Genomic DNA, 26,133 nt, shown 5'->3' on the forward strand with positions numbered 1-26,133 from the left:
AGGGCCGGGAGGCGCAGCCTGTATACTCCGGGAGTATGCGCAGAACACTGCCCCTTACGCCGCTAGATCTGCACCGGGAGTGGGCGGAGGCATCGCTCAAGGCGCTCCGCGCATTAGACCTCGCCCGCAGCCAGACCTTCCTCCGGTTCGAGACGTTCCTCGCAGCTCAGGAGCGTCTGGGGCGCTGGCTTCCGGCCGGTGCGGCGCAGCGGCGCGCGGCCGTGATCTGGACGGTGGCGTGGGACATATACCTCGGGTACAAGACGCTGCAGGAGCGCGCCCGGTGGTGGCCCGGAGCGGTGAGCCCATCAGACCGGGAGGCGCAGCACCGGCGCGGCGCCGACCACCTGCTGAACGCGGCCCGCTCGCTGGGCGGAGCGCTCATCAAGGCCGGGCAGTTCGCCTCCACCCGTCCCGACCTGCTCCCGCTCCCGTACATCGAGCGGCTCTCGGAGCTCCAGGACCGCCTCCCGCCGCAGCCCTGGCCGGTGATCGGAGACGCCATAGAGAACCAGCTCGGGCGCCCGCTCGCCTCCGTCTTCGCGGAGATAGACCCCGAGCCGGTCTCCGCCGCCTCCATCGCCCAGGTGCACCGCGGCCGCCTGAAAGACGGCCGGGAAGTAGCCGTGAAGGTCCGGCACCCGGGCGTAGCGGAGATCATGCACGCCGATCTCGAAGCCCTGCAGTTCACCTTCGACGCCGTCGCGGCGCTGGAGCCCTCTCTCCGGCTGCGGCCCATCACGGACTACCTGCGCCGGACGCTCCCGCTGGAGCTGGACCTCCGCCGGGAGGCTCAGGCGATGCGCAAGCTGCGGGAGGCGCTGGCCGGCAGGGAGGACGCGGTTATCCCCGAGCCCGCCGAAGAGCTCGTGACCGGGGGCCTGCTCGTAATGGAGTACGTCGAGGGCGTCAAGATCACGGACCGGAGAGCGCTGCAGCGGGCCGGCATCGAGCCCCGCGCTGCAGCCGAACTGCTGAACGACCTCTACGCGGACCAGATCTTCCGGCGCAACGTCCTGCACGCCGACCCGCACCCCGGCAACCTCTACGTGCAGCCCGGCCCGCGGCTGGTGCTCCTGGACCACGGCCTCACCGTGCCGCTGGAGCGCGGGCTGGCGGGCGAGCTCGGCGCGGCGGTGCGGGCCCTTACGGCGGGAGACCTCGGCGCCCTCTCCGCGGCGCTGAACCGCGCCGGGATGCCGGTGGACGCAGAGCAGACGGACCTGGACACCCTGCTGCAGCTCGCCGGGGTGCTGCTCGGCAGCGAGCCGGACGGGGCGGCCGCAGACCTCTCCCGCTTCGGCCGGAACCTGGGCGCGAGCATCGGCGACATCCCGCCGGACCTCCTGCTCGCGGGCCGCGCCATCGGCTTGCTCGACGGCATCACCCGCCAGCTAGCTCCGGAGCTAGACGCCCTGGAGATCGCGGCGCGGTACACCTGAACCCCGCCCCGGGCGGGTATCATGAGGGTGAAAGTCATCTGAAAGGAGGGGCCACATCATGTCGCTAACCCTCGGGACCGGCCCGTTCAGCGGGAAGAGCGGAGGAACCTTCAACTTCGACACCTCGGTGCTCAAGCCCCACACCCTGTACTTCGAAGACTCTCCGAAAAGGGTGCGGGTCGTCTTCAACGGCGAGACGGTAGCCGACAGCCGCCGCATGAAGCTGCTGCACGAGACAGGGCTTCTGCCCGTCTACTACTTCCCCGAAGCAGACGTCCGCGCCGAGCTCCTGGAGCCCACCGACCACACCACCCGCTGTCCCTTCAAAGGCGACGCCTCCTACTGGTCGGTGCGGGCCGGGGACCGGATAGCCGAGAACGCCGCCTGGAGCTACCCGGAGCCGCTGGAAGACGCTCCGCCGCTCGCCGGCTACATCGCCTTCTACTGGGACAAGATGGACGCCTGGTACGAGGAGGACGAGGAGGTAACCGTCCACCCCCGCGACCCCTACCACAGGATAGACGTCCTGGACAGCTCCCGGCACGTGCGAATCTCCGTAAACGGCGAGCTCGTCGCCGAGACCCGGCGGCCGAAGATCCTCTTCGAGACCTCCCTTCCGCCCCGCTACTACATCCCGCCCGAGGACGTGCGGCGAGAGCTGCTGGTGCCGAGCGACTCTTCCTCCGAGTGCCCCTACAAGGGCGTGGCCTCATACTGGTCGGTTGAGGCCGGCGGCGAGACGGCAAAGGACCTGGTCTGGAGCTACCCGGAAGCCCGCCGCGACGCCCAGAAGGTCGAGGGCCTGCTCTGCTTCTTCAACGAACGCGTGGACCTGGAGGTGGACGGCGAGAAGCAGGAGCGCCCGAAAACGCAGTGGTCGGAGTAGATCCGGCCCTCATCTCCCCGAAAGCTGCGGCAAAACCGAGGACGCCATGGCTTCCAAACCCTCGATATCGTCGATCTCCAACCACTGCAGCATGACCCGCTGCACCCCGGCCTCCGCCAGGCGGCCGAGCCGTTCGGCGACCTCCGGCGCGGCGCCGGCGATGACACCCTGAGCCTCTAACCGCTCCCGCTCGGGGGCGGCAGGCTCGCGGCCGAAGATGACGCGCGTCATCAGGGTGCGGCGCACCTCCTCCGGTCTCCGGCCGGCCTCCGCCAGCATCCCGTCCAGGCGGGCGCTCAGCTCGGCGAACCGTCCGGCCGGGATGAAGACGGCGTTCCACTCGTCGGCGTAGCGGGCGGCCAGCGGCAGCGTCCTCCTCGGACCGTTGCCCCCGATGACTATGGGAGGGCCGCCCGGCCGCGGCGAGCGCGGCTTCAGCACCGCCTCGCGCAGCCGGTAAAACTCGCCGGAGTAGGAGACGGGCTTCTCGCTGCGCAGAAGGCGGGTTACGACCTCCAGAGCCTCTTCGAAGCGGGCGAACCGGCGGTCTATGTCCAGCAGGTCGAAGCCGAAAGCCTCGTGCTCCCGCTCCTGCCAGCCAGCTCCCAGGCCTAGCCGGAGGCGTCCTTCGGCTAAAGCGTCCACCGCGCTCGCCTGCCAGGCCGTTATTACGGGATGCCGGAAGGAGACCGGCGAGACCAGCGGGCCGAACTCTATCCTTTCGGTGTTCTCCGCGAGCCAGGTGAGCGACGACCACAGCTCCAGCGCGTCCTTGACCGGACCCTCCGGGTTGGTGAAGTGGTCCGAGCGGTAGAGTCCGGCGTACCCGCAGTCCTCCACGGTCCGCACCAGCCGCTTCCAGCGCGGCCAGCCGATCCCGTCCTGCCCCTCGATCATGATCGCGACTTCGATCACTTGCGCTCCCCCCTTGCTCTTCTGGGACGACAAGAGCGATTCTAGCCTGTAGGTGCAGCTTTGAATACAATGGATCTATGGCTATGCCAGACTTTCAAGCCGTCATGCTCCCATTGCTGACCCTGGTATCAGATGGCAAAGAATATAGGTTCCGCGACGTGGTAGAAACCTTAGCCCAACACTTCGAGCTGAGCGAAGAAGAACGCCTTGAACTGCTCCCGAGCGGCAAGGCGCCGGAATTTGCAAATCGTGTAGGGTGGGCTACCACGCACCTATCTAAAGCTCGCTTGATCGAACGCCCAAGGCGCGGCTATCTGAGAATCACAGAGCGCGGCTTATCCTTGCCGGGTAAAGATCGAAGCTCTTGAGCGGGTCGAGCGTGACGAGCCGGCCATTCCCGACGAGCCACTTTCAGGAGACTTCACCCGGTGGTGATCGACCGCGAGGAGGGTCGGAGTACCGGCGCTCAGCAGCGGCCCCGGGCGACGAGGATCTCTGCCGTGCTGTCACAGATCGGCTCCGGCCGGTGTCTCTGTGTTAAAACCACCGGCAAGGAGGATAAATGGCCAGCAACACCAGGATCCCGCCGGCCGAGATCACCGGCATCTACGGCGCGTTGATCAAACTGATGTCCCGCAAGATGCTCGGCGATGTACCCGACGCGGTCGGGGTCGTATGGCACAACCGGAAGGTGCTGAACTTCAGCTTCGGCCTCAGTCGCAAGATACAGAAGTGGGATGCGTGTGACGAGAACCTGAAGTCGTTCGCCCACATGGCGGTAGCCAGCCTGGTCGGCTGCAGCTTCTGCCTGGACTTCGGCTACTGGCAGGCGCACAACAAAGGGCTCGACCTGGAGAAGGCGCGCGAGGTGCCGCGCTGGCGCGAATCGGACGTATTCACGCCGCTGGAGCGTGACGTCATGGAGTACGCCGAGGCGATGAGCCAGACCCCGCCGACGGTGACCGACGAGCTATCGAAGAGGCTGTTGGAGGCGCTTGGCCCGGCTGCGATGGTGGAGCTTACCGCGTTTATCGCGCTGGCGAACTTCATGACCCGCAACAACGTCGCGCTGGGCCTTGAGTCTCAGGGCTTCTCGGCCGCCTGTAACCTGAAGCCGCTGGCCGAGCCGACCGGACGGCCGGGGGTAACGCCCGCCTCATGAGCGACGACCCCTTCGTCACCCACCGCAGCCTGCTCTTCACCGTCGCCTACGAGATGCTCGGCTCCGCCGCCGACGCCGAGGACGTCGTGCAGGAGACCTGGCTGCGGTGGGCCGACGCCGACCGCACCGAGGTGCGGAACCCGCGGGCCTACCTGATCCGGGCCGTCACCCGCCAGGCGCTCAACCGGCTGCGGACGCTGGCGCGGCGGCGCGAGGAGTACGTCGGGGAGTGGCTGCCCGAGCCGCTGCTCACCGGTCCCGACGTGGCCGAGGACGCCGAGCTCGCCGAGAGCGTCTCGATCGCGATGCTGACCGTGCTGGAGACCCTCGCGCCCGCCGAACGGGCGGTCTTCGTCCTGCGCGAGGTCTTCGATGTGCCCTACGCCGACATCGCCGCAGCCCTCGATAAGACGCCGGCCGCGGTCCGGCAGATCGCTCACCGCGCCAGGGAGCGCGTGATCGCGCGGCGGCCGCGGATACGGGTAGATCGCGCCGAGCAGCAGGAGGTGGTCGACCGGTTTTTGGCCGCGGTGCAGACCGGCGATCTCCAGGCGCTGCTCGACGTGCTCGCGCCCGACGTGGTGCTGGTAGCCGACGGCGGCGGCGAGGTGGCCGCCGTCCGGCGTCCGGTGGCGGGCCGCGACCGGGTGGCGGCCCTCCTCTCCCGCTTCAGGACGCTCGCGCCGGATGCGGTGGTCGGCACCGTATGGCTCAACGGCGCCCCGGCCGCGCGGATCGACCTCGACGGCGAGCTCGACACGGCGGTCACCTTCGTGGTTGAGGGCGGCCGGATCACCCACATCTACGCGATCCGCAACCCGCACAAGCTGGCCCGGCTCGAGGAGGAGGCCGAGCTCAGCCGCTGACCGCGCACTCTCGTCAAGCCACGCTCTTACCGTCTTTGTACGGGCTGTGACGGCTGTAGAAGGCCAGGTTTTCGGCCACGATCTCTTTCTCCTCCTCGATGTACTGCTCGATGGCGCGCCGGAAGAGGGGGTGGCGGATCTCGTGCGCGCTGTAAGTTAAAGTGGGCAGGAAGCCGCGGGCGAGCTTGTGCTCACCCTGCGCCCCGGCCTCAAAGAGCCCGAGACGCCGCTCGATGGCGAACTCTACCGGGCGGTAGTAGCAGAGCTCGAAGTGCAGGTTCCGCCGCTCTACGGTAGCCCCCCAGTAGCGGCCGTAGAGCGAGTCTCCCTTGAAGAAGCTGAGGGCGCCCGCGACCGGCCGCCCCCCGGCGCGCGCCACGACGAACAGGATGCGGTCGCGCATCGTCCGGAAGACCTCCTCGAAGAAAGCGCGCGTGAGGTAGGGGCTGCCCCACTTCTTCTCCGAGGTGCTGATGTAGAACTCGTACATCGCCGCGGCGTGCCCGGGATACAGCGCCTCTCCGGTGAGGGATTCTATGGCGAGATCCCCATCAAGCTGGCGGCGCTCGCGCCGGATCTGGCCCCGCCGCTTGCCCTTTAGCGCGCTCAGATAGTCCTGAAAAGAGCCGTAGCCCCGGTTGCGCCAATGAAACTGCATCGAGTGCCGGAGGGCGAAGCCGCGACCCGTGAACTCGGGGACCTCTCCCTCCGGCAGAAAGAGCGCGTGCGAGGAGCTCACCCCCACCTCCTCCCCTAGCCTCCGGGCCTCACCGAGCAGGGCGTCCGCCACCGCCGCGCGGTCGGCGCCGGGACGCACGAGGAGCTTCGGACCCGTGGCGGGCGTGAACGGCACGGCCGCGACCAGCTTCGGGTAGTAGGACAGCCCGTGCTGATGGTAGGCGTGCGCCCAGTCCCAGTCGAAGATGTACTCCCCGAAGCTGTCCGTCTTTACGTACAGCGGCAGCGCGCCCAGAAGTTGCCCGCCACCGGTGCAGACGAGGTAGACCGGCGACCAGCCGCTCCCCTTGCCGACGCTGCCCGAGCGCTCCAGCGCGCGCAAAAACTCGTGGTCGAAGAACGGGAAGTCCGGCGGCTCCAGAGCACGCCACGCGGACGGCTCTACCTGCTCGATGCTGGCGAGAGGCCGGACCCGCACGGCCTCAGCGCCCCGCATTCGTGTCGAAGACTCCCGTAAAAAACATGAGCCGTGAACATTCTATCCCCCGCTCACGCCTCCATGTCAGCGCACGCTCGGCAGGTACCCCGGGCGCGAGCGCTCGAAGTGCTCGATCTCCTCCTCGTGCCGCAGCGTAAGCCCGACGTCATCGAGTCCGTTTAAGAGCCGGTAGCGGGTGAAGTCGTCGACCTCGAACTCAGTCTCCACGCCCGGGCCCTTTACGGTGCGAGACTCCAGGTCTACCGTGATCTCGGCCTCCGGGTCCTCGCGCACGGCGTCGAGCAGCTTCCGCACCGTCTCCTCCGGCAGCTCGACGGTGAGCACACCGTTCTTTGTGCAGTTGTTCTTGAAGATGTCGGCGAAGGAGGGCGCGATCACGGCCCCAAAGCCGTAGTCCTGCACCGCCCAGACGGCGTGCTCGCGGCTGGAGCCGCACCCGAAGTTCTCGCCCGCGATGAGGACGACCGCGCCCTCGTGCTCGGGCCTGTTGAGGACGAAGTCCTCATCCTCGCGCCACTCGGAGAAGAGGAACTGCCCAAATCCGGTGCGCTCGATGCGCTTGAGGGCGTCGGAGGGTACGATCTGGTCGGTGTCAACGTCCGAGTAACCGAGCGGCAGCGCCTTGCCCTCGACCTTCTTTACGGGCTCCATCTAGCTCACCTCCACGGGGACGCCGAGCTCGCTGGGAGAGGCGAAGCGGCCCATCACCGCCGTCGCCGCCGCGACGACCGGGCTCACGAGGTGCGTCCTGCCGCCCTTGCCCTGCCGCCCCTCGAAGTTGCGGTTGGAGGTGGAGGCGCAGCGCTCGCCGGGGGAGAGGATATCCGGGTTCATCCCGAGGCACATCGAGCAGCCGGCGTTGCGCCACTCGAAGCCCGCCTCGATAAAGATCCTGTCGAGCCCCTCCTCCTCGGCCTGCCTCTTCACGCGCATCGAGCCGGGGACGACCATCGCCCGGATGCCCTCCTTGACCTTGTGGCCCTCCAGCACGCGGGCCGCCGCCCGCAGATCCTCTATGCGGGCGTTGGTGCACGACCCGATGAACACGGTGTCCACCTCTATCTCTCTTATGGGGGTGCCGGGCTTGAGGCCCATGTACCTGAGGGCCCGCTCGTGCCCCTCGTTCTCGGGCTCGGGGACCTCCCCGTCGAGCGGGACGGTCTGGGCCGGGGTGGTGCCCCAGGAGACGTAGGGGACGAGCTCCCGCGCGTCTATGAAGACCTCCTTATCGAAGGTGGCCCCCTCGTCGGTGGGCAGCGTCCGCCAGTACTCGAGCGCCTCCTCCCAGGCCCGGCCCTTGGGGGCGTGCGGCCGGCCCTCGATGTACGAGTAGGTCTTCTCGTCGGGGGCGACCATCCCGGCGCGCCCGCCGCCCTCGATGGTCATGTTGCAGATCGTCATCCGCCCCTCCATGGAGAGGTTGCGGATCGCCTCGCCCCGGTACTCGATGACGTGCCCCACCCCGCCGCCGGTGCCGATCCTGTTCAGGATGCCGAGCATGATGTCCTTGGCGGTCACGTCCGGCGGCGCCTCACCCTCAACGGTTATGGCCATCGTCTTGGGCCGCCTCTGCGGTATGGTCTGGGTGGCGAGCACGTGCTCGACCTCGCTCGTGCCGATGCCGAAGGCCAGAGCCCCGAATGCCCCGTGGGTGGAGGTGTGGCTGTCGCCGCAGACGATGACCATCCCGGGCTGGGTGAGCCCCATCTCAGGGCCGATAACGTGCACGATCCCCTGCCCAAGCGATCCCCACTCGTGCAGCTGTATCCCGAACTCCTCGCAGTTGCGGCGCAGCGCCTCCATCTGCCTGGCGGAGACCTTATCCCTGACCCCAAGCCCCACGTCGGTGGTCGGCACGTTGTGGTCCATCGTGGCCACGGTGAGGTCGGGGCGGCGCACCTTCCGCCCGGCGAGCCGCAAGGCCTCGAAGGCCTGCGGGCTCGTCACCTCGTGCACCATGTGCAGGTCCACGTAGAGCAGATCGGGCTCCCCTTCGGCCCGCCGCACCACGTGCCGCTCCCATATCTTCTCCGCGAGCGTTCTGGGCCTGCTCATCTCATCCCTCCTGTACCGAAACGCCTGTAGTGGCAGTCTCCCTCTCCGGCTTCCGCGCCAGCATGTTCAGCCGCACGTAATCGGCTAGCAGCGGACCATCCATCGCCGCCATCTCTCTCGCCACAGCGACCGCGAAGGGATCTCTCTCCTCCTCCGGCAGCGCTTCCACATGCCCCCTCAGAATTATCGTTCTCAGATAACCGGCCAGCTTACCGACCGAATCGAACCGCGTCGGCTCCTCGTGCAGCCAGCACCGCACGCGCTCGAAGCCCGCCGCCTCCAGCCGGGCCTTCGTCACCTCCACACCCGCATATTCCTTGTTCTCCTCCCAGCCCTCAAAGAAGCCCCGGAACCTCTCGCCGCGCATCACCCTCTCCGTCGCCTCGCGCACCCGCAGTATGTTCCCCTCACCCCCGCACTGCGCAGCGAGCAGCCCGCCGGGCCTCAGAGCCGCGGCGAGCCGCCGGAAGAGCCTCGCGTGGTCCGGGATCCAGTGAAAAGTAGCGGTCGAGAAGACCACGTCCACCGGCTCCCCAACCTCCAGCTCCAGCAGGTCGCGACGCTCCACCCGCACCCGCCCCTCACCGGCGAACCGCTCCCGCGCCGCCCTCACCATCGCCTCCGAAGCGTCCACCGCCAGTACCCTCCCGCCCGGCAGACGCTCCAGAAGCAACTCCGTGACGCGCCCGGTGCCGCACCCGGCGTCCAGCACACACTCATCCCCCCGCAGCTCCAGACGCTCCAGAAAGGCCGCACCCCAGCGGGTCATTGGGTCCGCCAGCGCCTCATAAGAGACGGCATCCCACTCAAGCGCCAACGCCGGAGACCCCCTCCCAGCCGTTGATTCGTCTCATATTCTGAGATATCTTGTCCAATATATGAGCAGTTTAGAACAAGGGGCGGCGGGAAGCAAGAGCGGTGTCGGGGTGCTGGACAAGGCGGTGGCGATTCTGGCGTTTCTTGCTGCGTCTGGGCCGGCTACTTTAGCGGAGGTGGTCGGGGGGACGGGGTACTCGCGGGCGACGGTCTACCGGCTGCTCTCGGCGTTGGAGGCGCACCGGCTGGTGGTAAGGGAGGATGGGCGGTACTCGCTCGGGCTGCGGCTTCTGGGGTGGGGCGAGCGAGCTTTGGGGGGTGCGGGCGTGATCTCTGCGGCGCGGCCGGTACTGGAGGAGCTGCGGGACGTCACGGGGGAGAGTACGCAGCTATATGTGCGCGAGAGAGACACGCGGGTCTGTGTGGCGGCGGTCGAGCGGGTCAGCGGGTTGCGGGACACGGTTCCGGTGGGGGCGGTGCTGCCGCTAGAGCGGGGATCGGCGGGGAAGGTGATCCTGGCCTGGGCCGGGGACCGGGGGCGGCATGGTTTGGACGAGGCGGACCTGGCGGAGATCCGGGAGCGGGGCTGGGCCGAGAGCGTCGCCGAGCGGGAGGAGGGGGTCGCCAGTGTGAGCGCGCCGGTCTTCGGTGCTGTGGGGGGCGTGGTTGCGGTCGTGAGTGTCAGTGGTCCCATCGCCCGGCTCGGGGAGCGGCCCGGCGGGCGGCTAGCGGGTCCGGTCGTGGCGGCGGCGCGCAAGATCGAGGGCCTTCTTATGGGCCGCGGATCTTAGAACGCTTCCAGGCTGCCGGCGCCGAGCAGGATCAGGGCCGCGATCAGGAGCGGCTGGTGGACGAGGTAGATAAAGAGCGAGTGGCGGCCCAGGAAGGCCAGGCCACCCGCGAGCGGGGGGGCGGGTTTTGCGGCCTCCGGGTGTCGTTCACCGTAGAAGGCGTTTCCGGCCGCGATGCCCAGCAGTGCGATCCCGAACCAGGGAAAGAGCGGCCAGTAGTCCACCATCGAGAACGGCGGGAGGCCCAAAGGCGCGAGCCAGACGGAGTCTCCGGGCGTTCCGTAGACCGCGACCCCCGCTGTGACGAACGCCAGGGCGAGCGCCACGTTCAGCAATTTGAAGCGCAGGAGAGGATAAGAGAGCAGGATCGAGGCTCCGATCAGGTGCAAGATGCCGAAGATTATCGGCTCGTCGGGGATCACGAGCAGGGTGACGAGCGTTATGAGCATCCCGTAGCAGAAGATTCTGAGGCCCCGCAGCGCGTACTTCCGCCAGCCCGCCTCCCCGGCAGCGCTCGCCCGCCGGTAGCTGAGCGTGAGCGAGACCCCGGCCAGGAAGATGAAGGTGCTCCCTATCGTACGGCCGGTCCACAACCCGATCCCCGACCGGAAGAAGTCCGGGTCGAAGTGCCCGAACATGGCGATGTCGTACGAGAGGTGGTAGAGGACCATCGCGATCAGGGCCACCCCGCGCAGAGCGTCTACCTCCCACAACCGGCGGTGCATGAAGCTATCTTACACCCGGCGTTAAGACCCGCCCAACCGGTGTGAAGTTGCGGGTCTTAACGCCGGAACTCCCGCCGCCACCGGCGGTCTGCTACACTGCTTTTCCGGCGATGGAGAGTGCGGGAGGAGGTGTCGTGGCCGCCAGGGTAGGCGTGATCATGGGCAGCGCATCGGACTGGGAGACGATGAGGCACGCCTGCGAGGTGCTGGAGGAGCTCGGCATCCCATACGAGAAGCGCGTGGTCTCGGCCCACCGGACGCCGGACCTCATGTTCGAGTACGCCGCCGGCGCCGCCCGGCGGGGGCTCGAGGTGATCATCGCCGGGGCCGGAGGGGCGGCGCACCTTCCCGGGATGGTCGCCTCCAAGACGGTGCTGCCGGTGATCGGGGTGCCGGTCAGGTCTTCGAGCCTGAACGGGCTGGACTCGCTGCTCTCCATCGTCCAGATGCCGGGCGGGGTCCCGGTGGCCACCGTGGCCATCGGCCGGGCGGGGGCTACCAACGCCGGCCTGCTGGCAGCCCAGATCCTCGCCGTCCGAGACCCGGAGATCCGGCACAGCCTCGAGGAGCGCCGGGAGCGGGTGCGCCGGGAGGTGCTGGAGGGGGGTGATCTCTCGTGAACCGCACCATCCTCCCCGGGAGCACGGTAGGCGTGCTGGGCGGGGGCCAGCTCGGGCGCATGCTGGCGCTCGCCGGGGGGCACATGGGCTACCGGTTTCTGGTGCTCGACCCGGCCCCCGACGCCCCGGCCGGGCAGGTCTCAAGCGGCCAGATCGTGGCCCCCTACAGCGACCGCGAGGCCGCAAGCAAGCTGGCTACAGCCTCGGACGTGATCACCTACGAGTTCGAGAACGTGGACGCCGGGGTGGCGCGGATGCTGGAGCAGGAGGCCTACGTCCCGCAGGGGAGCGCTCTGCTCCACACCACCCAGCACCGGCTGCGCGAGAAGCGGGCCGTGGAGGAGGCAGGGGCCCCGGTCGCCCCCTACGAGCCGGTGCGCAGCGAGGAGGACCTCCGGAAAGCTCTCGGGCGGCTTGGCACCCCCTGCGTGCTCAAGACCGCAACAGGCGGCTACGACGGCAAGGGCCAGCGCGTCATCCGCTCGGAGGCGGAGGCCCCGGAGGCCTTCTCCGAGCTCTCCGGGACCGAGCTGGTGCTTGAGCGGTTTATCCCCTTCCGGAAAGAGCTCTCTGTCATCGCGGCCCGCACCCCGCAGGGGGAGGTAGAGACCTTCCCCCCTGCCGAGAACGTCCATGCCGACAACATCCTCCATCTCTCCATCGTCCCCGCCCGCATCCCGCAGGAGGTGCAGGATCAGGCCCGCCGGATCGCGGTGCGCATCGCCGAGGCGCTCGGCGTGGTGGGCCTCGTCGTGGTGGAGATGTTCTGGGCCGGCGGGGACGAGATCTACGTCAACGAGCTCGCCCCCCGGCCCCACAACTCCGGCCACTACACCATAGAAGCCTGCCTCACCTCGCAGTTCGAGCAGCACCTCCGGGCCGTATGCAACCTCCCGCTCGCCCCGACCACCCTCCTCACCCCGGCGGTCATGGTCAACATACTCGGCGAGCACCTGGAGCCGGTGATCCGGCTTCTCTCCCAGGGGAAGATAGCCCCCGGCGGCAGCGTGGTGCCGAAGGTCCACATCTACGGCAAGGCCAGCGCGAAGCCCAAACGCAAGATGGGCCACATAACCCTCCTCGCCCCCGACACCGAAGCGGCCCTCCGGTGGGTCGAGAGGACCGGGCTCTGGGCCTCTCAGAGAGAAGCCGCCCAGACGTAAGGGCGGCGGTTTCTGCCGGATGTTCGATGCGACTGAAGGACCCCGCTCAATGACGCTTGGACGCGCTTCAAGCCCCGTTTCCCGCAGTTCCGGCAGGTTGCCCGACCTACATATGACAGCCCGCACGATCGGCGCTATACTGAGGTTTAGATGATGGATCAAGGTCACACGATCCCGTTCCGCACCGCCCGCCGGTGGTGGCCGCTCCCGTAGCGGCCCCGCACCCCACCGTACGATAATTCCGGAGTCAGGCAAGACTAGAGCGGCTTGTTCCGCCGAGGAAGTCGAAGAGGAGCTTATGGCAGACGAGAGAAAGCGTGTCTTTTCCGGCATTCAGCCGAGCGGCAATCTGCATCTGGGCAACTACCTGGGGGCTCTGAAGAACTGGGTGGCCATTCAGGAGGACTACGAGAACTACTTCTGCATCGTGGACCTGCACGCCCTCACCGTCCCGCAGGACCCGAAGGTGCTGCGGGAGAAGATCCGGGAGGTCGCCGCCATCTACCTGGCCGTGGGGCTCGACCCGGAACACTGCACCATCTTCCGCCAGAGCCGGGTCTCGGAGCACACCGAGCTGGCGTGGCTGCTGAACTGCATAGCCCGCTTCGGCGAGCTCTCGCGCATGACGCAGTTTAAGGACAAGTCCCGCAAGGAGGGCGCGGAGTCGGCGAGCGTCGGGCTCTTTGACTACCCGGTGCTGCAGGCGGCGGATATCCTGCTCTACAACGCGCACCTGGTGCCGGTCGGCGAGGACCAGCGCCAGCACCTGGAGCTCACCCGCACGCTGGCCCGCAGGTTCAACCACCTCTACGGCGAGACCTTCGTGGTGCCGGAGATCATGATCCTGGAGACCGGCGCGCGCGTGATGGCGCTGGACGAACCGGAGGAGAAGATGAGCAAGAGCTCGCCGCGCCCCGCGAGCTACGTCGCCATCCTGGATGAGCCGGATGTGATCCGGAGGAAGATCCGGCGCGCCGTGACCGACTCCGGCACCGAGATCGTGGCCGCGCCGGAGAAGCCCGCCATAACTAACCTGCTCCAGATCTACGCCGCCATGACGGAGCGTAAGATCCCGGATATCGAGGCGGAGTACGCAGGCAGAGGCTACGGGGACTTCAAGAAGGATCTGGCCGAGATCGTGGTCGAGGGCCTCGCTCCGGTCCGGGAGCGGGCGCTGGAGCTGCTGGAGAACCCGGCCGAGCTGGACGAGCTGCTGGAGAGCGGGGCCGGGCGGGCCCGGGAGGCGGCGAGGCCGAACCTGCACACTGCGTGGGCCAGAATGGGGCTGGACTAGCGTGGAGGTTAAGGAGAGGATCCTGAAGATCCTGCGGACGGTGCCGAAGGGCGTGCTCTACTCCACCACCGACTGGCACCGCATCCTGAAAGAGGACAAGCGAAAGATCCGCAACGCACTCAGGGAGCTGGAAGACGAGGGCCGGATAGAGATCCAAAAGAGCGGCCGCCCCGACAAGCCGCTCTACCGGCTCAGGGAAGAATAGAGATCCGCCCAGAGTCCGCCAGCAGCGCACCCCTCACCGACTCATGGTCCGGATCACGGCGGTTCAGCAAAGCGAGTATGCCGGAGGTGTCCAGGGAGATCAGAGACGCCGCCCCCACTCTGCACGGAGCCAGTCCTCGGAATCCCGGGCGGCCAGCTCCCCATCCTCCCCTATCCCGATGGATCTGAGCACCGGACGCCGCTTCCCGGCCAGATACTCCTCAATGGCAGCCCTTATGATCTCCGATTGAGATCTCTTCTCCCGGCGGGCGACCTCCCTGAGGGACCGGTGCAGCTCCGCAGGCAGGTAGAGCGTGGTCTTCTCCATCATCGCAGCTAAAACGCACCATATATTACATGTGTTTGCCGACTTCAACGGCCGGGGTGGTCATCCGGTTCGGCAGGGCCTAGAGTGTGGGTGTGCAAGCCAGAACGGGAAGCTCACAGACGGAGGAGAGCGAGAATGAACCGCCTGAAAGCGATTCTCAGCCGCATAGACCGCAAGGGCTACGGGGCGTACAAGGACCTGCAGGGCTCCTACGACTTCGGGCAGTTCACCCTGTTCGTAGATAAGGTGCAGCGCGACCCGTTCGCGCCGCCCTCTCTGGTGCGGGTGCGGACGAAAGAGAACCGCTTCGCCCCGGAGCTCTTCCGCAACCCCGTGCGCCGCACCGCCTTCGAGGACTTCCTGAACCGGGCGGTTGAGCAGGCGGTGCGCCGGACGGTCAGAGGCAACCGAGGCTCGGGCAAGAGCGGACGGGTCGAGATCCAGCGCACCTCCCAGGTCGTCCTCCCCCGCTCCTCGATCGTGGTCGAAAGCGGCTATGTCGAGGCCCGCATGGCGGTCGGCCTCCCGGCCCGGGGCCGAACGGTGGACGCCCGGGCCGCCCGGGCGATGCTCCTGGACGAGCTGCCGGAGGTTGTGCAGACCGCGCTCACTCCCGCCGGAGTAGATGAAGGAGCGGCGCGGGAGCACGTAGAGACGGTCGAGGACGCAAGCCACCTGCGGAACCGGCTCCCCGAGCTCGGGCTTGTGGCGTTCGTGGCCGACGGGGCCATCCTGCCGCGCGAGAGCGGAGCTAGCGACCGGCCGCTCGGGAAGGGCGCCGTGCCGTTCGAGAGCCCGGAGGAGTTCCGCGTCGCGGTGGAGCTGCCGAACCGGGGCGAGATCTCCGGCATGGGTATCCCGGAGGGCGTGACGCTCATCGCCGGGGGCGGCTTCCACGGCAAGAGCACGCTGCTCTCCGCCCTGGCCTGGAGCGTCTACGACCACGTGCCGGGCGACGGCCGGGAGCTGGTCGTCACGAGGGAGGACGCGGTGAAGATAAGGGCCGAAGACGGCCGGAGCGTGGCGGGAGTGGACATCTCCAGCTTCATCCGGGACCTGCCCGGCGGGCAGTCCACGGCGGACTTCTCGACCCCGAACGCCTCGGGCTCCACCTCGCAGGCGGCGAACATAGCCGAGGCGCTGGAGATCGGGACCTCGCTCTTGCTGGTGGATGAGGACACCAGCGCGACGAACTTCATGATCCGGGACGAGCGCATGCGCGAGCTGGTGCAGCTGGAGCCGATCTCGCCGTTCATAGACGCGGTGCGGCCGCTGCACCGGGACCTGGGGGTCTCGACCATCGTGGTCGTGGGCGGCGTCGGGGACTACCTGGACGTGGCGGACCGCGTGATCCTACTGGAGAACTACCGGCCCTGCGACGCGACGCGCCGCGCCCGCGAGGTGCGCGAGCGTTACCCGAGCCGCACCTCGCACGAGGAGGGGGAGGTGCGGCCGCCCATGAACCGGAGGGTGCGGGCGGCCTCCATAGACCTCTCGCGCGGGCGCAAGGAGGTGGCCCGCGGCAAAGGTCTCGCTACGGTCGAGCTGGGCCGGGAGCGCGTGGATCTCACCTACCTGGAGCAGCTCGCCGAACCGGGCCAGACGGAGGCCATCGGCCGCATCATCGGGGAGTTCGCCGCTGGGGGCAGAAGCCGGGCGGTCGCGGAGGTGGTGGACTCGGCGGTGCGTTCCATAGAGAAGAACGGGCTGGACTCGCTCGGGAACTTCCGGGGACATCCCGGAGAGCTTAGCCTGCCGCGCCCGCAGGAGATCGCGGGCGCCATCAACCGCATCCGGTCGCTCCAGGCGACCACGGGCTGAGAGCCCGGCTTAGAGAACGCCGCCTCGTCGGGCCGTCCGTGCAGGCACATCATGGTTGCGAGCATCGCGGCGACCGGCTTCTCCTCCCCGCCGGCCAGCGCGCACCCTGGCCTCGAACTCCTCGTCCGCCGGTCTGAACCGTTGCTCCAAGCTCAGCCTCCTGATATGCGATCTCTCTCCGCCTGCTATGATAGTGGGAATGGAGGATCCGGGTGCGCATCACAAACCCTCCCGGAAGCGCCGGGCCGGGGCGTACGCCGTGCATCTGTACACGGCGAGCGGTGCCGTGCTTGCCATGCTAATCTTGCTTGCGGCCTTCGACGGCAACGTAACGCAGGCGCTGTGGCTGCTTCTTATCGCGCTCCTCATAGACAGCACCGACGGCACGCTGGCGCGCCGTCTGCGGGTGAGCGAAGCCCTGCCCGGCTTCGACGGCCGGCGCCTGGACGACATCGTGGACTACATGACCTACGTGCTGGCCCCGGTGGTACTGCTGTGGATGAGCGGGTACCTGCCGGCAGGGATGTTCGGGGTCGCGCTGGCGGCGCTGCCGCTCCTGGCCTCCAGCTACCAGTTCTGCCGGGTGGACGCCAAGACCGAAGACCACTTCTTCCTGGGCTTCCCGAGCTACTGGAACGTGGTGGCCTTCTACGCCATCGTTCTCGACCTCGCTCCCAACACCGTGGGGTTCATCCTGCTCGTCTGCTCGCTCTTGGTCTTCATCCCGATCCGCTACGTCTACCCCTCGCGCACCCGCGCGTTCCGCAGGCTGACGCTGAGCCTGACCGGGCTGTGGGTGCTCTGCTATGCTGCGATCCTGCTCCAGATGCCCGAACCCGCCCCGCTGCCGGTCCTGCTCTCCCTGCTCTACCTCGTCTACTACGTGGCCCTGAGCCTCTACCTCACCGTCCGCCGCCCGGAGCCGGAGACCGAGCCCGTTCCGGCCGGGGAGTAGGGTCAGTCCCACTCGACCCTCTCGTAGAGCCGCTCGAAGCTCTCCCTGGGGAAGGTGCCGACCCGCACCGGGCGCTCGCCCTCGTTCGTGGCGACGCTCATCAGCTCGTAGTCTCCGGCCGGGGTCCTCCGGGCCCAGTAGAGCCCGCTCCAGCCGCGGGTCCGCATGCGTCCGGCGCTCCGGTACCGGTAGAGCTCGAAGCCTGTGGCGGGCGGCACGGGGCCGAAGCGCTCTCTTTCCCCGTCCGGCATCACCCTCCGTAGGCTTCGGGCTTGAGGACGCAGATCTCGGGCAGGTTGCGGTAGGAGCCGGCGTAGTCTATGCCGTAGCCGACCACGAACTCGTCCGGCACCTCAAATCCCAGATACCTGACGGGAACCTCTATCTCCCGGCGGGAGGGCTTGGTCAGCAGGGCGCAGACCTCCAGGCTGGCCGGGTCCCGCTGCCGCAGCGTGCGCAGGATGTACGAGAGGGTGAGCCCCGAGTCCACTATGTCCTCAACCAGGATGACGTGGCGGCCGGTTATGTCCTCTTGCAGGTCCTTGAGGATGCGCACCACGCCGCTTGAGGCGGTCCCGGTGCCGTAGGAGCTCACCTCCATGAAGTCCACCTCGCACTGCAGGTCCATCCGGCGCATCAGATCGGCCAGGAAGACGAACGCGCTGCGCAGGATGCCGACCAGGAGCGGCTTCTCTCCCCGGTAGTCCCGCGTTATCCTTCCCGCCAGCTCGTCCACCTTCTCCCGGATCTCCTCCGCGGAGAGCAGCACTTCCCTGACATCGAGCTTCGGTTCCGACATCCGGTCCGCAAAACCCCCGGTGCAGCCTTCACACGCCCTTGCAGCGGATATTGTAGCGTGCCCCCACCCTCGAGGTTCGGAGAGGATTGGAGTCGCAGCGGCCCGTCTCCCGCCGGAGAGTCGTCCTTCTCTATAATGAGGCTCCGTGTACGCAAGTGGCCTGACAACCGCCAGATGAGGTTCGCACGCTCGGGCGGTGTCTTGCTGCACCCGACCTCCCTGCCGGGAGGGTGCGGGATCGGCGAGCTGGGTCCGGAGGCGTACCGGTTTCTGGACTTCCTGCACGCAGGCGGGCAGCGGATCTGGCAGATGCTCCCCCTGGGGCCGGTCGGGCCCGACGGCTCCCCCTACCGGTCCTACTCGGCCTTCGCCGGAAACCCGCTGCTCATAAGCACCGAGCGGCTGGTGCGGGACGGGCTGCTGGACGAGGCGCCACCGGATGCGCCGGGGGACGCAGTGGACCACACGACCGCCGGAAAGCTCAAGCGGGAGCTCCTGCGGCGGGCTCACTTACGCTTCGTTCCCCCGCCGGGGTTCCGGAAGTTCTGCCGGGCCAACGGCTGGTGGCTGGAGGACTACGCCCTCTTCACGGCGCTCAAGCGCGCGCACGGGGGACGGGCCTGGAACGAGTGGGGCCGGGAGCTGCGGACGCGCGATCCGGCAGCGCTGGAGGAGGCCCGGCGCGAGCTCGCGGACGAGCTCGAATTCCAGCGCTTCGCGCAGTACCTGTTCTTCCGGCACTTCTGGGATCTGCGGCGGGCAGCGAACGGGCGCGGGGTGAGGATCTTCGGCGACATCCCCATCTTTGTCGCCCACGACAGCGCCGATGTCTGGGCCAACCAGCACCTCTTCCACCTGGACTCCGGAGGAGACCCGAGCGTGGTCGCCGGGGTGCCCCCGGACTACTTCTCGGAGACCGGCCAGCTCTGGGGCAACCCGCTGTACGACTGGAGCGCGATGGAACGCGAGGGTTACGGCTGGTGGAAGAGCCGCCTGCGCATGGCGCTCTCCCTCTGCGATATCGTGCGCGTAGACCACTTCCGGGGCTTCGAGGCATACTGGGAGATCCCGGCCGGGGAGCCCACGGCCAGGAACGGCCGGTGGGTAGAGGGACCGGGGGCGAGGCTCTTCGAGACCCTGCGGGCCGAACTGGGGGAGCTCCCGGTGGTTGCGGAGAACCTGGGGACCATCACTCCGGAGGTCGAGAGGCTGCGGCGGCGCTACGAACTGCCGGGTATGAAGGTGCTCCAGTTCGCCTTCACGGACCCGGAGAACGAATACCTGCCGCACAACTACACCGACCCCAACTTCGTCGTCTACACCGGCACCCACGACAACGACACCACCCCGGGCTGGTGGGCCTCGGCTACGGAGGAGGAACGGAGCTTCGCCCGGCGCTACCTCGGCCGCGAGGAGCCCTCCGTCTGGGACTTCGTGCGACTCGCGCTCTCGTCCGTGGCGGACGTGGCCGTCATCCCCATGCAAGACCTCCTGGAGCTCGGAAGCGAGGCCCGCATGAACACGCCCGGCACCCCGGCCGGTAACTGGCAGTGGCGGATGCGGCCGGACGCAGCTGCTCCGCAGCTGGCGCAGCGGCTGCGCGAGCTGTCCCGCCTCTACAACAGGTAGCGGTTCTCTAGATGAGTCCTATTCGGCCCGGCGGCCAGAAACGCAGGAAGGCGTCCCCGATCAGGTTCTCCTCCGGCACCGGTCCAAAGACCCGGGAGTCCTGGGAGTTGGAGCGGTTGTCCCCCATCATGAAGTAGTGCCCCTCAGGCACGGTTACCGGGCCGAAGGTCGCAAAGCCGCCAACGCCGCGGGCCACGTAGGGCTCCTGCCGGGGCTGACCGTTGACGAAGAGCGTGCCGCCCTGGATCGCCACCGTATCTCCCGGCAGCCCGATGACGCGCTTGATCAGATCCTCATCCGGATTCTCGACGCTCCGGAAGACCACGATATCCCCCCGCTCGGGCGTGGTGAAGTAGTAGACGAACTTCGCCGCCAGCACCCGGTCGTTCACCTGCAGGGTGGGCTCCATGCTCTCCGAGGGGATGTAGAAGGCCTCCACGATGAACGGACGCACAACCCCGAAGACCAGCGCGAACGAGATGGCAAGTATGAGCAGGAACTCCAGCGCCCCGCCACCCTTGCGGCGCCGGGCCTCCCGAATCTCGCGGCGGCTGGGCTGGCTTGAGGTGTCCTTGAAGCGCTCCATGAGGGGTAAGCATACCGCACCCGGGCCCCGGATGCTTCACCGTCACCGGGTCCGCCTCAGACTCCGGTCGTCCTCCAGATGTATGAGCACGTCCGAGTTGGGGAGGTTCTCCCGGATCTTCTCCTCCAGCGTATCGGAGATGAGATGCGCCTCCCGCACCGGCGTCTCCGGCTCCAGCTGCAGGTGGAAGTCTATGTGGCGGTGCGGACCGCTCTTGCGGGCCCGCAGCTTGTGGAAGCCCCGGATGCGCGGCTCCAACCGGCTCTGCTCCTCGATGATCCGTCCCAGCAGGTCCATCTCCCGCTCCGGCAAGCTCTCGTCCAGGAGCACCCTGAACCCCTGACTCATCAGCCGGAGCGCCGTCCACAGGATCAGAAGCCCTATGGCCGCCGCGATTATCGGGTCGAGCACGGTCCAGCCCGTAAGCCATACCGCAACTAACCCCAGCGCCACACCCGCAGCCGACCACACGTCGGTGAGCAGATGGTACCCGTCCGCCTCTATGGCCCGCGAGTCGGTCTCCCGACCCACCTTCAACAACCACCGCGCCACGAAGAGGTTTATGACCGCAGAAGCAGCCATGACCCCGATGCCGGCCCCCACGTACGCTATCTCCCCCCCATGCAGAATCCGCCGGACGGCAGCGGAGATCACCCACACCCCGGCCCCGAAGAGCATGAACCCCACAACTACCCCGCCCAGGTTCTCGATCCGCCCGTGCCCGTAGTGGTGATTCCTGTCCGGCGGCTCCTCAGACCTCCAGACGGCAATGAGCGCCACACAAGAGGTCACCAGATCCGAAGCCGAATGCACCGCCTCCGAAACGATGCTTACCGAACCCGTTACGATCCCGGCCAGTAGCTTGAAGGTCAGGATCGCAGCGTTCGAGAAAATGGCTATGAGCTCCGTGCGGACCTTGCGCCCCATAATCGCAACTATACCACGTTCCGGAAGCATAAAATTCCTGCAAATGAAAAGAAAATGTTTAGAGCATGCTAAACGATGTTCGCAGCGTCGGCGAAGAGCCGGATGGCGACCGCGACCATGAAGAGGGCGAATCCGCCGCGCAGGTAGGCATCCGGGGTGAGGTCGCGTACTCCGAGCCACGCTCCGGCGACGCATCCGGCGACCAGGGGCACGAGTGCTGCGAAGCGGTCGAAGCCGGTGGCGAAGTATCCGGCGGCGCCTACGACGCCGACGAAGAGCACTACGGCGAGGCTGGTAGCTCTATGGCCACCTTCGGGCGCAGTCCGAGGCCGAGCACCATCAGGGGGACCATCAGCACGCCGCCGCCCACACCGGCCAGACCCGAGAGGGCTCCTCCGAAGAAGCCCAGAAGGGCGAGTATCAGGAGCTGCAGTGCGTCCACGGAGGTATTCTAGCCGAACATCGCGGCGTAGAGGATCACTGCGACCCCGGCGGTCCACAAGTAGTAGGCATAGATCATCATCGAGAACTCGCGGGCCAGGACGAGCAGCAGCCGGGCGGCTGCATACCCGCAGACAAGGGCGGTAAGGCAGCTCAGGATGAGGGCCTTGGCATCCGGGGATTCGACCGACTCCAGATAGAAGAGGCGCCACAGCCCGGTGGCGCTCAGGAGGGGCACCGAGAGCAGGAGCGCGAAGCGGGCGGCACCCTCGCGCGTGATCCCGGCCAGCATCGCGCCGCAGATGGCGGCCCCCGGGCGGCTGATACCCGGCAGCACGGCCAGCGTCTGCAGGAGCCCGACGAGTATCGCGCCCGGCGGGCTCAGGGACTCCAGCGGCCGGGTGCGCTTGCCGAGCTCCTCCCCGATGTACAGGAGCAGTCCCGAGACCAGCAGCAGCACCCCGACGGCGAAGAGGTTGTCGTAGACCCCGGAGGCGGCCTCGCGGAAGGTGTAGAGGATCACGGCCGCGGGCGTCACCGCCGCCGCGACCAGCAAGCTCACCCGGCGCCCCGGTCCCCGGCCGGAGCGCAGCGAGCGGAGGATCTCTACCACCTCGCCCCGCAGGGCCAGCAGCACGGCCAGAGCGGTCGCCAGGTTCAGCGCGCCGAGGAGGTCCGGGCTGTAGCTCTCCTCTCCGAAGAAGGCCTGCCCCACGAACGCCCGGTGTCCGGAAGCGCTGACCGGCAGCACGTCGGTCAGCCCCTGCAGAGCCCCCAGCACGAAGGCTTCCAGAACGTTCATCCGGCAGCTACCACTCCGGGGATGAGGCCCGAGAGATCAGATTCCCCCTCATCGCTCTGCGGTTTCCCGAGACTACGTTGCCGCACGAACCATACACGCCCGCACCGGGAATTTCCAGCGCCTCCCCGTATAATCCGGTCTGAGACGTCACAGACCGCCGAGAAGCTGAAACGGAGGCCGCCGCGTGCAGAACGAGGAGATCCGCCGGGCGCTGGAGACCATCGCCACCCTGATGGAGATCGACGGCGAGGAGCACTACCGGGTGCTGGCCTACCAGCGGGCAGCCGAAGCGGTGAGCGCTCTGGGGCATCCGGTGAGCGAGGTGGGGGATCTGCGGGAGCTGCCCCACGTCGGGCCGACGACGGCGGAGGCGATCCGGGAGCTGGCCGAAGACCGCACCCCGCAGATTCTGGCCGAGCTCCAGGAGCGGATACCGCCCGGTCTGGTCGAGGTGACGCGCCTGCCCGGCGTCGGGCCGCGCACCGCCGGGCGGCTCTGGCGCGAGCTGGGCATAACGAGCGTGGAGGAGCTGGCGGCGCTGAAAGAGGGCAGCATCGCCGGGCTCAAGGGCTTCGGCAGGAAGAGCGAGGAGAAGATCCTTCAGGCCGCCCGCAAGTACGACGCGCAGGAGCGGCGGATGCTGCTGGATGAGGCTACCGTGCTCGCGGATCGCATGCTGGAGTTTCTGCGCGGGCACCCGGCCACAGACAGGGCCGAGGTGGCCGGGTCCCTGCGGCGGCAGAAGGAGACGATCGGCGATCTGGACCTCGTAGCCTCAAGCCGGGACCCGCAGGCGCTCGCCGACGCGTTCGCCGGCGCGCCGTTCGTGGGGGAGGTGCTGGCGCACGGCCCGGCGAAGGTCTTCGTGAAGTGCGCCGGGGTGGAGATAGACCTGCGCATAGTGCGGCCCGAGGCCTTCGGCTCGCTGCTGCACCACTTCACCGGCGGCAAGGCCCATAACGTGGCCCTGCGCGAGCGGGCGGTGAAGATGGGCTTCAACATCTCCGAGTACGGCCTGCGGCGCATCGGGGAGGACGGCGAGTACGAGCCCGCAGCGACCGAGGAGGAGATCTACGAGCGGCTTGGCCTGCCGTACATCCCGCCGGAGCTGCGCGAGGACCGGGGCGAGATAGAGGCCGCCGAGAGGGGCGAACTGCCCGAGCTGATCCAGCTCTCAGACATCCGGGGCGATCTGCACGTCCACACCAACTATTCCGACGGCCAGGGCACCCTAGAGAGCATGGCCGAAGCCGCGATCGGGCTCGGCTACGAGTACCTGGCCTTCTGCGACCACTCCCAGAGCCTGCGCGTCGCCAGGGGCCTGCCTCCGGAGCGGCTGCTCGAGAAGCTGGCGGCCGTCCGCCGGGCGGACGAGCGCTACGGCGAGATAAGGCTCCTCTGCGGTGCCGAGGTGGATATCCTCCGGGACGGCACGCTGGACTACGAGGACGCGCTGCTCGCCGAGCTGGACTTCGTGGTCGCCAGCGTGCACACGGCGTTCGGGATGCCCGAAGAGGAGATGACGGAGCGCATCGTGCGCGCCATGCACAACCCCTATGTGCGTACCATCGGGCACCCGACCGGGCGCATCCTGAACCACCGCGACCCCTACGCGGTGGACGTATCGCGCCTGATCCGGGAGGCCCGGGAGACGAACACCGCGCTGGAGCTGAACGCCTATCCGGACCGCCTGGACCTCGCCGTTCCCTACGTCCGCGAGGCCGTGGAGGCCGGCGTCCGGATAACCATAGACACCGACGCCCACGACGAGCGGGCGCTGGGGTACATGAAGTTCGGCGTCTCGCAGGCCCGCCGGGCCTGGGTCAGCAGGGAGAGTGTAATAAACTGCCTGCCGCTCCCGGAGTTCGAGCGGTGGCTGGCGGCCGGTAAGTAGGCTACCTGCTGCGGGGTCTGGCCGGAGCCTTCCCGGGCTCCTTGTCGAGACCCCATCTGGCGGGGTCCTCGGCGTCTTCGGCCTCGCCCTGCTCCTCCAGCCAGCGCTCGGCGTCTATGGCCGCCCGGCAGCCGTCTCCGGCGGCGGTCACGGCCTGCCGGTAGCGCCTGTCCGAGACGTCTCCGGCGGCGAAGACGCCGGGCACGCTGGTCATCGTGTGCTCCTTCTGGAGGATGTAGCCGCCCTTGTCCATCTCCACCTGCCCCTGGAAGATCTCCGTCGCGGGCTTGTGACCGATGGCGACGAAGAAGCCGTCCACCGCAAGCTCGCTCTCCTCACCGGTCCTGACATTGCGGAGCCGGAGCCCCTCCACCTTCTCCTCGCCGAGCACGTCCTCGACCACGGTGTTGACGATGAAGTCGATCTTCTCGTTCCGGCGGGCGCGCTCAAGCATGATCTTGGAAGCCCGGAACTCGTCGCGCCGGTGGATGATGGTGACCTTCTCGGCGTGGTTGGTGAGGAAGAGGGCCTCCTCCATCGCGGTGTCGCCGCCGCCGACGACCGCCACGCGCTTGTCCCGGAAGAAGAAGCCGTCGCAGGTGGCGCAGCTGCTCACGCCCCGGCCCATCAGGCGCTGCTCGCCCGGGAGGCCGAGCCACTTGGCCTTCGCGCCCGTGGCGATGATCACGGCCCGCGCCAGTACCGGCTCCTCCGTCCCCTCGGGCCACAGCCCGAACGGCCGCCCGGAGAAGTCCACCCGCGCTATGTTGTCCGGGCGCATCTCGGCCCCGAAACGCGCCGCCTGCTTCTCGAAATCCTCCATCATCTCCGGCCCCGTAACCCCCTCCGGGTAGCCGGGGTAGTTCTCCACCTCGGTGGTGAGCATGAGCTGTCCGCCCACCTCGATCCCCTGGTAGACAACGGTGTCCAGGTTGGCACGCGCGGCGTACAGGGCGGCCGTGTATCCGGCCGGACCGGAACCGATGATAACCACGTCGCGGACCTTGCTATCCGACAATCTGCGCTCCTCTCGCTATGCCAGCTCTACAGCCTCTCTCTGCAAGACTTTACCATCACCGTCAAGCCGCCCCCTCGCTCTTCTTCCGCCGCACCCGCCGGAAATGGAGGACGAGGGCCAGGAAGGCGAGTACGGCCACAACCCCCACCGCGCGGACGGCGAAGACGCCCATGAACTCGGCAATGTCCTTCGTGGCGCGGTCGTGGAAGATCATCTCCACCGAGACCCAGACGAGCAGAGCGGCCCCGGCGTAGGCGATCCACGGGAACCGGTCCATGAGGGCCGCCAGGATGGTGCTCCCGAAGATTACGAGCGGGATGGTGAGCGCGATGCCGATGGCGACGAGCCACACGTTGCCGCCGGCCACGCCGACTAGCGCCACGACGTTGTCCAGCGACATGACCACGTCGGCCAGGATGATGATCTTGACCGCGTCCCAGAGGCTCCGCGCCTCCCGCACCTCTTCGTGTCCGTCGTGCTCCTGGAACACGAGCCTCCAGGCTATCCAGAGCAGGAGCAGGCCGCCGGCTACCTGCAGGAAGGGGATGGCCAGCAGGTAGCTGATGATGAGCGCGAAGAAGATGCGCAGGAGGATGGCGCCCGCAACGCCGAGCAGGATCGCCCGCCGCCGCGCAGGCCCCTGCAGGCTGCGCACGGCGAGCGCGATGACGACCGCGTTGTCCCCGGAGAGGATGAGGTCGATGAGGAGGATGCCGGCGAAGCGCCAAAGCGTGTCCAGGTTTATGAACTCCAGCAAGACCGCTGCCTCCCGTTATGTCCCCTTTTCCTGCAGGAATCCGCTAATTGTACCCCCGAT

30 protein-coding genes are annotated in these 26,133 nt (G+C 67.8%); 14 read left to right on the forward strand and 16 right to left on the reverse strand.

The genetic code is table 11. From position 1 onward, the window contains the following. The first annotated feature begins 35 nt into the window (after nt 1-35). Together E0L93_RS01390 and E0L93_RS01395 are read left to right on the forward strand one after the other, a co-directional pair. On the forward strand, nt 36-1,442 hold the full coding sequence (locus tag E0L93_RS01390; protein WP_132687466.1) for an ABC1 kinase family protein: 1,407 nt from the start codon (nt 36-38) through the stop codon (nt 1,440-1,442). Between the two features lie 58 nt (nt 1,443-1,500). Continuing rightward, entirely contained in the window at nt 1,501-2,328 is an 828-nt protein-coding gene (locus tag E0L93_RS01395; RefSeq protein ID WP_132687467.1) for a DUF427 domain-containing protein, read from the forward strand. A gap of 9 nt (nt 2,329-2,337) precedes the next feature. On the opposite strand, the gene E0L93_RS01400 is transcribed toward E0L93_RS01395, so the two are convergent. Then, entirely contained in the window at nt 2,338-3,243 is a 906-nt protein-coding gene (locus E0L93_RS01400; protein WP_132687469.1) for a TIGR03560 family F420-dependent LLM class oxidoreductase, read from the reverse strand. A gap of 104 nt (nt 3,244-3,347) precedes the next feature. On the opposite strand from E0L93_RS01400, the gene E0L93_RS16520 reads away from it, so the two are divergent. The 3 genes from E0L93_RS16520 (at nt 3,348) to E0L93_RS01415 (ending at nt 5,271) form a co-directional block, all read left to right on the forward strand. After that, nucleotides 3,348-3,611: a winged helix-turn-helix domain-containing protein gene (locus E0L93_RS16520; RefSeq protein WP_424511415.1), complete on the forward strand. Its 264-nt coding sequence runs from the start codon at nt 3,348-3,350 to the stop codon at nt 3,609-3,611. Between the two features lie 194 nt (nt 3,612-3,805). After that, nucleotides 3,806-4,405, forward strand: coding sequence for a carboxymuconolactone decarboxylase family protein (locus E0L93_RS01410; protein WP_132687473.1), 600 nt, complete (start codon nt 3,806-3,808; stop codon nt 4,403-4,405). Continuing rightward, nucleotides 4,402-5,271 (forward strand): RNA polymerase sigma-70 factor, encoded by an 870-nt coding sequence (locus E0L93_RS01415; protein ID WP_132687475.1) that lies wholly within the window; start codon nt 4,402-4,404, stop codon nt 5,269-5,271. Before E0L93_RS01410 ends, E0L93_RS01415 begins: the two co-directional genes overlap by 4 nt. Nucleotides 5,272-5,284: 13 nt before the next feature. On the opposite strand, the gene E0L93_RS01420 is transcribed toward E0L93_RS01415, so the two are convergent. From E0L93_RS01420 to E0L93_RS01435, 4 genes are all read right to left on the reverse strand, one after another. Then, a complete protein-coding gene (locus E0L93_RS01420; RefSeq protein WP_132687476.1) occupies nt 5,285-6,445 on the reverse strand; it encodes a GNAT family N-acetyltransferase in 1,161 nt (386 codons plus the stop codon). A 66-nt stretch (nt 6,446-6,511) separates the two neighbouring features. Beyond that, the gene (leuD, locus tag E0L93_RS01425) at nt 6,512-7,099 is read right to left on the reverse strand and encodes a 3-isopropylmalate dehydratase small subunit (protein WP_132687478.1); all 588 of its coding nucleotides are present in this window, start codon (nt 7,097-7,099) and stop codon (nt 6,512-6,514) included. Continuing rightward, the gene (gene leuC / locus E0L93_RS01430; RefSeq protein ID WP_132687480.1) at nt 7,100-8,503 is read right to left on the reverse strand and encodes a 3-isopropylmalate dehydratase large subunit; all 1,404 of its coding nucleotides are present in this window, start codon (nt 8,501-8,503) and stop codon (nt 7,100-7,102) included. A gap of 1 nt (nt 8,504) precedes the next feature. Further along, on the reverse strand, nt 8,505-9,320 hold the full coding sequence (locus E0L93_RS01435; RefSeq protein ID WP_132687482.1) for a class I SAM-dependent methyltransferase: 816 nt from the start codon (nt 9,318-9,320) through the stop codon (nt 8,505-8,507). A gap of 61 nt (nt 9,321-9,381) precedes the next feature. Here E0L93_RS01435 and E0L93_RS01440 point away from each other — a divergent pair, with 61 nt between their 5' ends. Beyond that, nucleotides 9,382-10,110 carry an IclR family transcriptional regulator gene (locus E0L93_RS01440; RefSeq protein WP_132687484.1) on the forward strand — a complete coding sequence of 243 codons (729 nt, stop codon included), beginning with the start codon at nt 9,382-9,384 and terminating at the stop codon, nt 10,108-10,110. On the opposite strand, the gene E0L93_RS01445 is transcribed toward E0L93_RS01440, so the two are convergent. Beyond that, complete coding sequence (locus tag E0L93_RS01445) at nt 10,107-10,835, reverse strand: heparan-alpha-glucosaminide N-acetyltransferase (protein WP_132687485.1); 729 nt, start codon at nt 10,833-10,835, stop codon at nt 10,107-10,109. The two genes, E0L93_RS01440 and E0L93_RS01445, sit on opposite strands and share 4 nt — an antisense overlap. Before the next feature lie 134 nt (nt 10,836-10,969). On the opposite strand from E0L93_RS01445, the gene purE reads away from it, so the two are divergent. The 4 genes from purE (at nt 10,970) to E0L93_RS01465 (ending at nt 14,117) form a co-directional block, all read left to right on the forward strand. Beyond that, on the forward strand, nt 10,970-11,455 hold the full coding sequence (purE, locus tag E0L93_RS01450) for a 5-(carboxyamino)imidazole ribonucleotide mutase (protein WP_132687487.1): 486 nt from the start codon (nt 10,970-10,972) through the stop codon (nt 11,453-11,455). Then, entirely contained in the window at nt 11,452-12,618 is a 1,167-nt protein-coding gene (gene purK, locus E0L93_RS01455) for a 5-(carboxyamino)imidazole ribonucleotide synthase (RefSeq protein ID WP_132687489.1), read from the forward strand. Before purE ends, purK begins: the two co-directional genes overlap by 4 nt. Nucleotides 12,619-12,916: 298 nt before the next feature. Beyond that, entirely contained in the window at nt 12,917-13,912 is a 996-nt protein-coding gene (gene trpS / locus E0L93_RS01460) for a tryptophan--tRNA ligase (RefSeq protein WP_132687491.1), read from the forward strand. A gap of 1 nt (nt 13,913) precedes the next feature. Continuing rightward, complete coding sequence (locus tag E0L93_RS01465; protein ID WP_132687492.1) at nt 13,914-14,117, forward strand: hypothetical protein; 204 nt, start codon at nt 13,914-13,916, stop codon at nt 14,115-14,117. A 99-nt stretch (nt 14,118-14,216) separates the two neighbouring features. On the opposite strand, the gene E0L93_RS01470 is transcribed toward E0L93_RS01465, so the two are convergent. Beyond that, the gene (locus E0L93_RS01470) at nt 14,217-14,447 is read right to left on the reverse strand and encodes a ribbon-helix-helix protein, CopG family (protein WP_207890261.1); all 231 of its coding nucleotides are present in this window, start codon (nt 14,445-14,447) and stop codon (nt 14,217-14,219) included. 132 nt (nt 14,448-14,579) lie between these two features. Here E0L93_RS01470 and E0L93_RS01475 point away from each other — a divergent pair, with 132 nt between their 5' ends. Further along, on the forward strand, nt 14,580-16,265 hold the full coding sequence (locus tag E0L93_RS01475; protein WP_132687494.1) for an ABC-ATPase domain-containing protein: 1,686 nt from the start codon (nt 14,580-14,582) through the stop codon (nt 16,263-16,265). A gap of 199 nt (nt 16,266-16,464) precedes the next feature. Continuing rightward, nucleotides 16,465-17,220, forward strand: coding sequence for a CDP-alcohol phosphatidyltransferase family protein (locus tag E0L93_RS01480; protein WP_132687497.1), 756 nt, complete (start codon nt 16,465-16,467; stop codon nt 17,218-17,220). A 2-nt stretch (nt 17,221-17,222) separates the two neighbouring features. Here E0L93_RS01480 and E0L93_RS01485 read toward each other — a convergent pair whose 3' ends face one another. Together E0L93_RS01485 and hpt are read right to left on the reverse strand one after the other, a co-directional pair. Further along, nucleotides 17,223-17,471: a hypothetical protein gene (locus E0L93_RS01485; RefSeq protein WP_132687499.1), complete on the reverse strand. Its 249-nt coding sequence runs from the start codon at nt 17,469-17,471 to the stop codon at nt 17,223-17,225. Next, nucleotides 17,471-18,019 (reverse strand): hypoxanthine phosphoribosyltransferase, encoded by a 549-nt coding sequence (hpt, locus tag E0L93_RS01490; RefSeq protein WP_132687502.1) that lies wholly within the window; start codon nt 18,017-18,019, stop codon nt 17,471-17,473. Before hpt ends, E0L93_RS01485 begins: the two co-directional genes overlap by 1 nt. A gap of 174 nt (nt 18,020-18,193) precedes the next feature. On the opposite strand from hpt, the gene malQ reads away from it, so the two are divergent. Beyond that, nucleotides 18,194-19,648: a 4-alpha-glucanotransferase gene (malQ, locus tag E0L93_RS01495; RefSeq protein ID WP_132687612.1), complete on the forward strand. Its 1,455-nt coding sequence runs from the start codon at nt 18,194-18,196 to the stop codon at nt 19,646-19,648. Nucleotides 19,649-19,655: 7 nt separating this feature from the next. Here malQ and lepB read toward each other — a convergent pair whose 3' ends face one another. The 5 genes from lepB to E0L93_RS01515 form a co-directional block, all read right to left on the reverse strand. Further along, nucleotides 19,656-20,234 (reverse strand): signal peptidase I, encoded by a 579-nt coding sequence (lepB, locus tag E0L93_RS01500; protein ID WP_132687504.1) that lies wholly within the window; start codon nt 20,232-20,234, stop codon nt 19,656-19,658. Nucleotides 20,235-20,276: 42 nt separating this feature from the next. Further along, nucleotides 20,277-21,161, reverse strand: coding sequence for a cation diffusion facilitator family transporter (locus E0L93_RS01505; RefSeq protein WP_165874094.1), 885 nt, complete (start codon nt 21,159-21,161; stop codon nt 20,277-20,279). A gap of 68 nt (nt 21,162-21,229) precedes the next feature. After that, complete coding sequence (locus tag E0L93_RS15650; RefSeq protein WP_165874095.1) at nt 21,230-21,442, reverse strand: hypothetical protein; 213 nt, start codon at nt 21,440-21,442, stop codon at nt 21,230-21,232. Next, nucleotides 21,442-21,603, reverse strand: coding sequence for a TSUP family transporter (locus E0L93_RS01510; RefSeq protein WP_132687509.1), 162 nt, complete (start codon nt 21,601-21,603; stop codon nt 21,442-21,444). The genes E0L93_RS15650 and E0L93_RS01510 overlap by 1 nt, the downstream gene beginning before the upstream one ends. Nucleotides 21,604-21,612: 9 nt before the next feature. Continuing rightward, the gene (locus E0L93_RS01515) at nt 21,613-22,404 is read right to left on the reverse strand and encodes an undecaprenyl-diphosphate phosphatase (RefSeq protein ID WP_132687512.1); all 792 of its coding nucleotides are present in this window, start codon (nt 22,402-22,404) and stop codon (nt 21,613-21,615) included. A gap of 184 nt (nt 22,405-22,588) precedes the next feature. Between E0L93_RS01515 and polX the strand changes: the two genes are divergently transcribed. Further along, complete coding sequence (gene polX, locus E0L93_RS01520; RefSeq protein ID WP_132687514.1) at nt 22,589-24,298, forward strand: DNA polymerase/3'-5' exonuclease PolX; 1,710 nt, start codon at nt 22,589-22,591, stop codon at nt 24,296-24,298. A gap of 1 nt (nt 24,299) precedes the next feature. Here polX and trxB read toward each other — a convergent pair whose 3' ends face one another. Continuing rightward, entirely contained in the window at nt 24,300-25,316 is a 1,017-nt protein-coding gene (trxB, locus tag E0L93_RS01525; protein ID WP_132687517.1) for a thioredoxin-disulfide reductase, read from the reverse strand. A 61-nt stretch (nt 25,317-25,377) separates the two neighbouring features. Beyond that, nucleotides 25,378-26,073 carry a TerC family protein gene (locus E0L93_RS01530; RefSeq protein WP_243638059.1) on the reverse strand — a complete coding sequence of 232 codons (696 nt, stop codon included), beginning with the start codon at nt 26,071-26,073 and terminating at the stop codon, nt 25,378-25,380. Nucleotides 26,074-26,133 lie beyond the last annotated feature (60 nt).

The organism is Rubrobacter taiwanensis, from assembly GCF_004337705.1.
In the GTDB taxonomy this organism is placed as follows: Bacteria; Actinomycetota; Rubrobacteria; order Rubrobacterales; family Rubrobacteraceae; genus Rubrobacter_C; species Rubrobacter_C taiwanensis.

Bases quoted from the DNA above. Each gene is read 5' to 3' on its own strand.
- E0L93_RS01410 (WP_132687473.1), top strand. From the start codon at position 3,806: ATGGCCAGCAACACCAGGATCCCGCCGGCCGAGATCACCGGCATCTAC.
- E0L93_RS16520 (WP_424511415.1), top strand. From the start codon at position 3,348: ATGCTCCCATTGCTGACCCTGGTATCAGATGGCAAAGAATATAGGTTC.
- E0L93_RS01390 (WP_132687466.1), top strand. From the start codon at position 36: ATGCGCAGAACACTGCCCCTTACGCCGCTAGATCTGCACCGGGAGTGG.
- lepB (WP_132687504.1), bottom strand. From the start codon at position 20,234: ATGGAGCGCTTCAAGGACACCTCAAGCCAGCCCAGCCGCCGCGAGATT.
- E0L93_RS01420 (WP_132687476.1), bottom strand. From the start codon at position 6,445: ATGCGGGGCGCTGAGGCCGTGCGGGTCCGGCCTCTCGCCAGCATCGAG.
- E0L93_RS01505 (WP_165874094.1), bottom strand. From the start codon at position 21,161: ATGGGGCGCAAGGTCCGCACGGAGCTCATAGCCATTTTCTCGAACGCT.
- trpS (WP_132687491.1), top strand. From the start codon at position 12,917: ATGGCAGACGAGAGAAAGCGTGTCTTTTCCGGCATTCAGCCGAGCGGC.
- E0L93_RS01480 (WP_132687497.1), top strand. From the start codon at position 16,465: ATGGAGGATCCGGGTGCGCATCACAAACCCTCCCGGAAGCGCCGGGCC.
- hpt (WP_132687502.1), bottom strand. From the start codon at position 18,019: ATGTCGGAACCGAAGCTCGATGTCAGGGAAGTGCTGCTCTCCGCGGAG.
- E0L93_RS01440 (WP_132687484.1), top strand. From the start codon at position 9,382: ATGAGCAGTTTAGAACAAGGGGCGGCGGGAAGCAAGAGCGGTGTCGGG.
- E0L93_RS01445 (WP_132687485.1), bottom strand. From the start codon at position 10,835: ATGCACCGCCGGTTGTGGGAGGTAGACGCTCTGCGCGGGGTGGCCCTG.
- E0L93_RS01470 (WP_207890261.1), bottom strand. From the start codon at position 14,447: ATGATGGAGAAGACCACGCTCTACCTGCCTGCGGAGCTGCACCGGTCC.
- E0L93_RS01415 (WP_132687475.1), top strand. From the start codon at position 4,402: ATGAGCGACGACCCCTTCGTCACCCACCGCAGCCTGCTCTTCACCGTC.
- leuC (WP_132687480.1), bottom strand. From the start codon at position 8,503: ATGAGCAGGCCCAGAACGCTCGCGGAGAAGATATGGGAGCGGCACGTG.
- E0L93_RS01515 (WP_132687512.1), bottom strand. From the start codon at position 22,404: ATGAACGTTCTGGAAGCCTTCGTGCTGGGGGCTCTGCAGGGGCTGACC.
- malQ (WP_132687612.1), top strand. From the start codon at position 18,194: ATGAGGTTCGCACGCTCGGGCGGTGTCTTGCTGCACCCGACCTCCCTG.
- E0L93_RS01395 (WP_132687467.1), top strand. From the start codon at position 1,501: ATGTCGCTAACCCTCGGGACCGGCCCGTTCAGCGGGAAGAGCGGAGGA.
- leuD (WP_132687478.1), bottom strand. From the start codon at position 7,099: ATGGAGCCCGTAAAGAAGGTCGAGGGCAAGGCGCTGCCGCTCGGTTAC.
- E0L93_RS01475 (WP_132687494.1), top strand. From the start codon at position 14,580: ATGAACCGCCTGAAAGCGATTCTCAGCCGCATAGACCGCAAGGGCTAC.
- E0L93_RS01485 (WP_132687499.1), bottom strand. From the start codon at position 17,471: ATGCCGGACGGGGAAAGAGAGCGCTTCGGCCCCGTGCCGCCCGCCACA.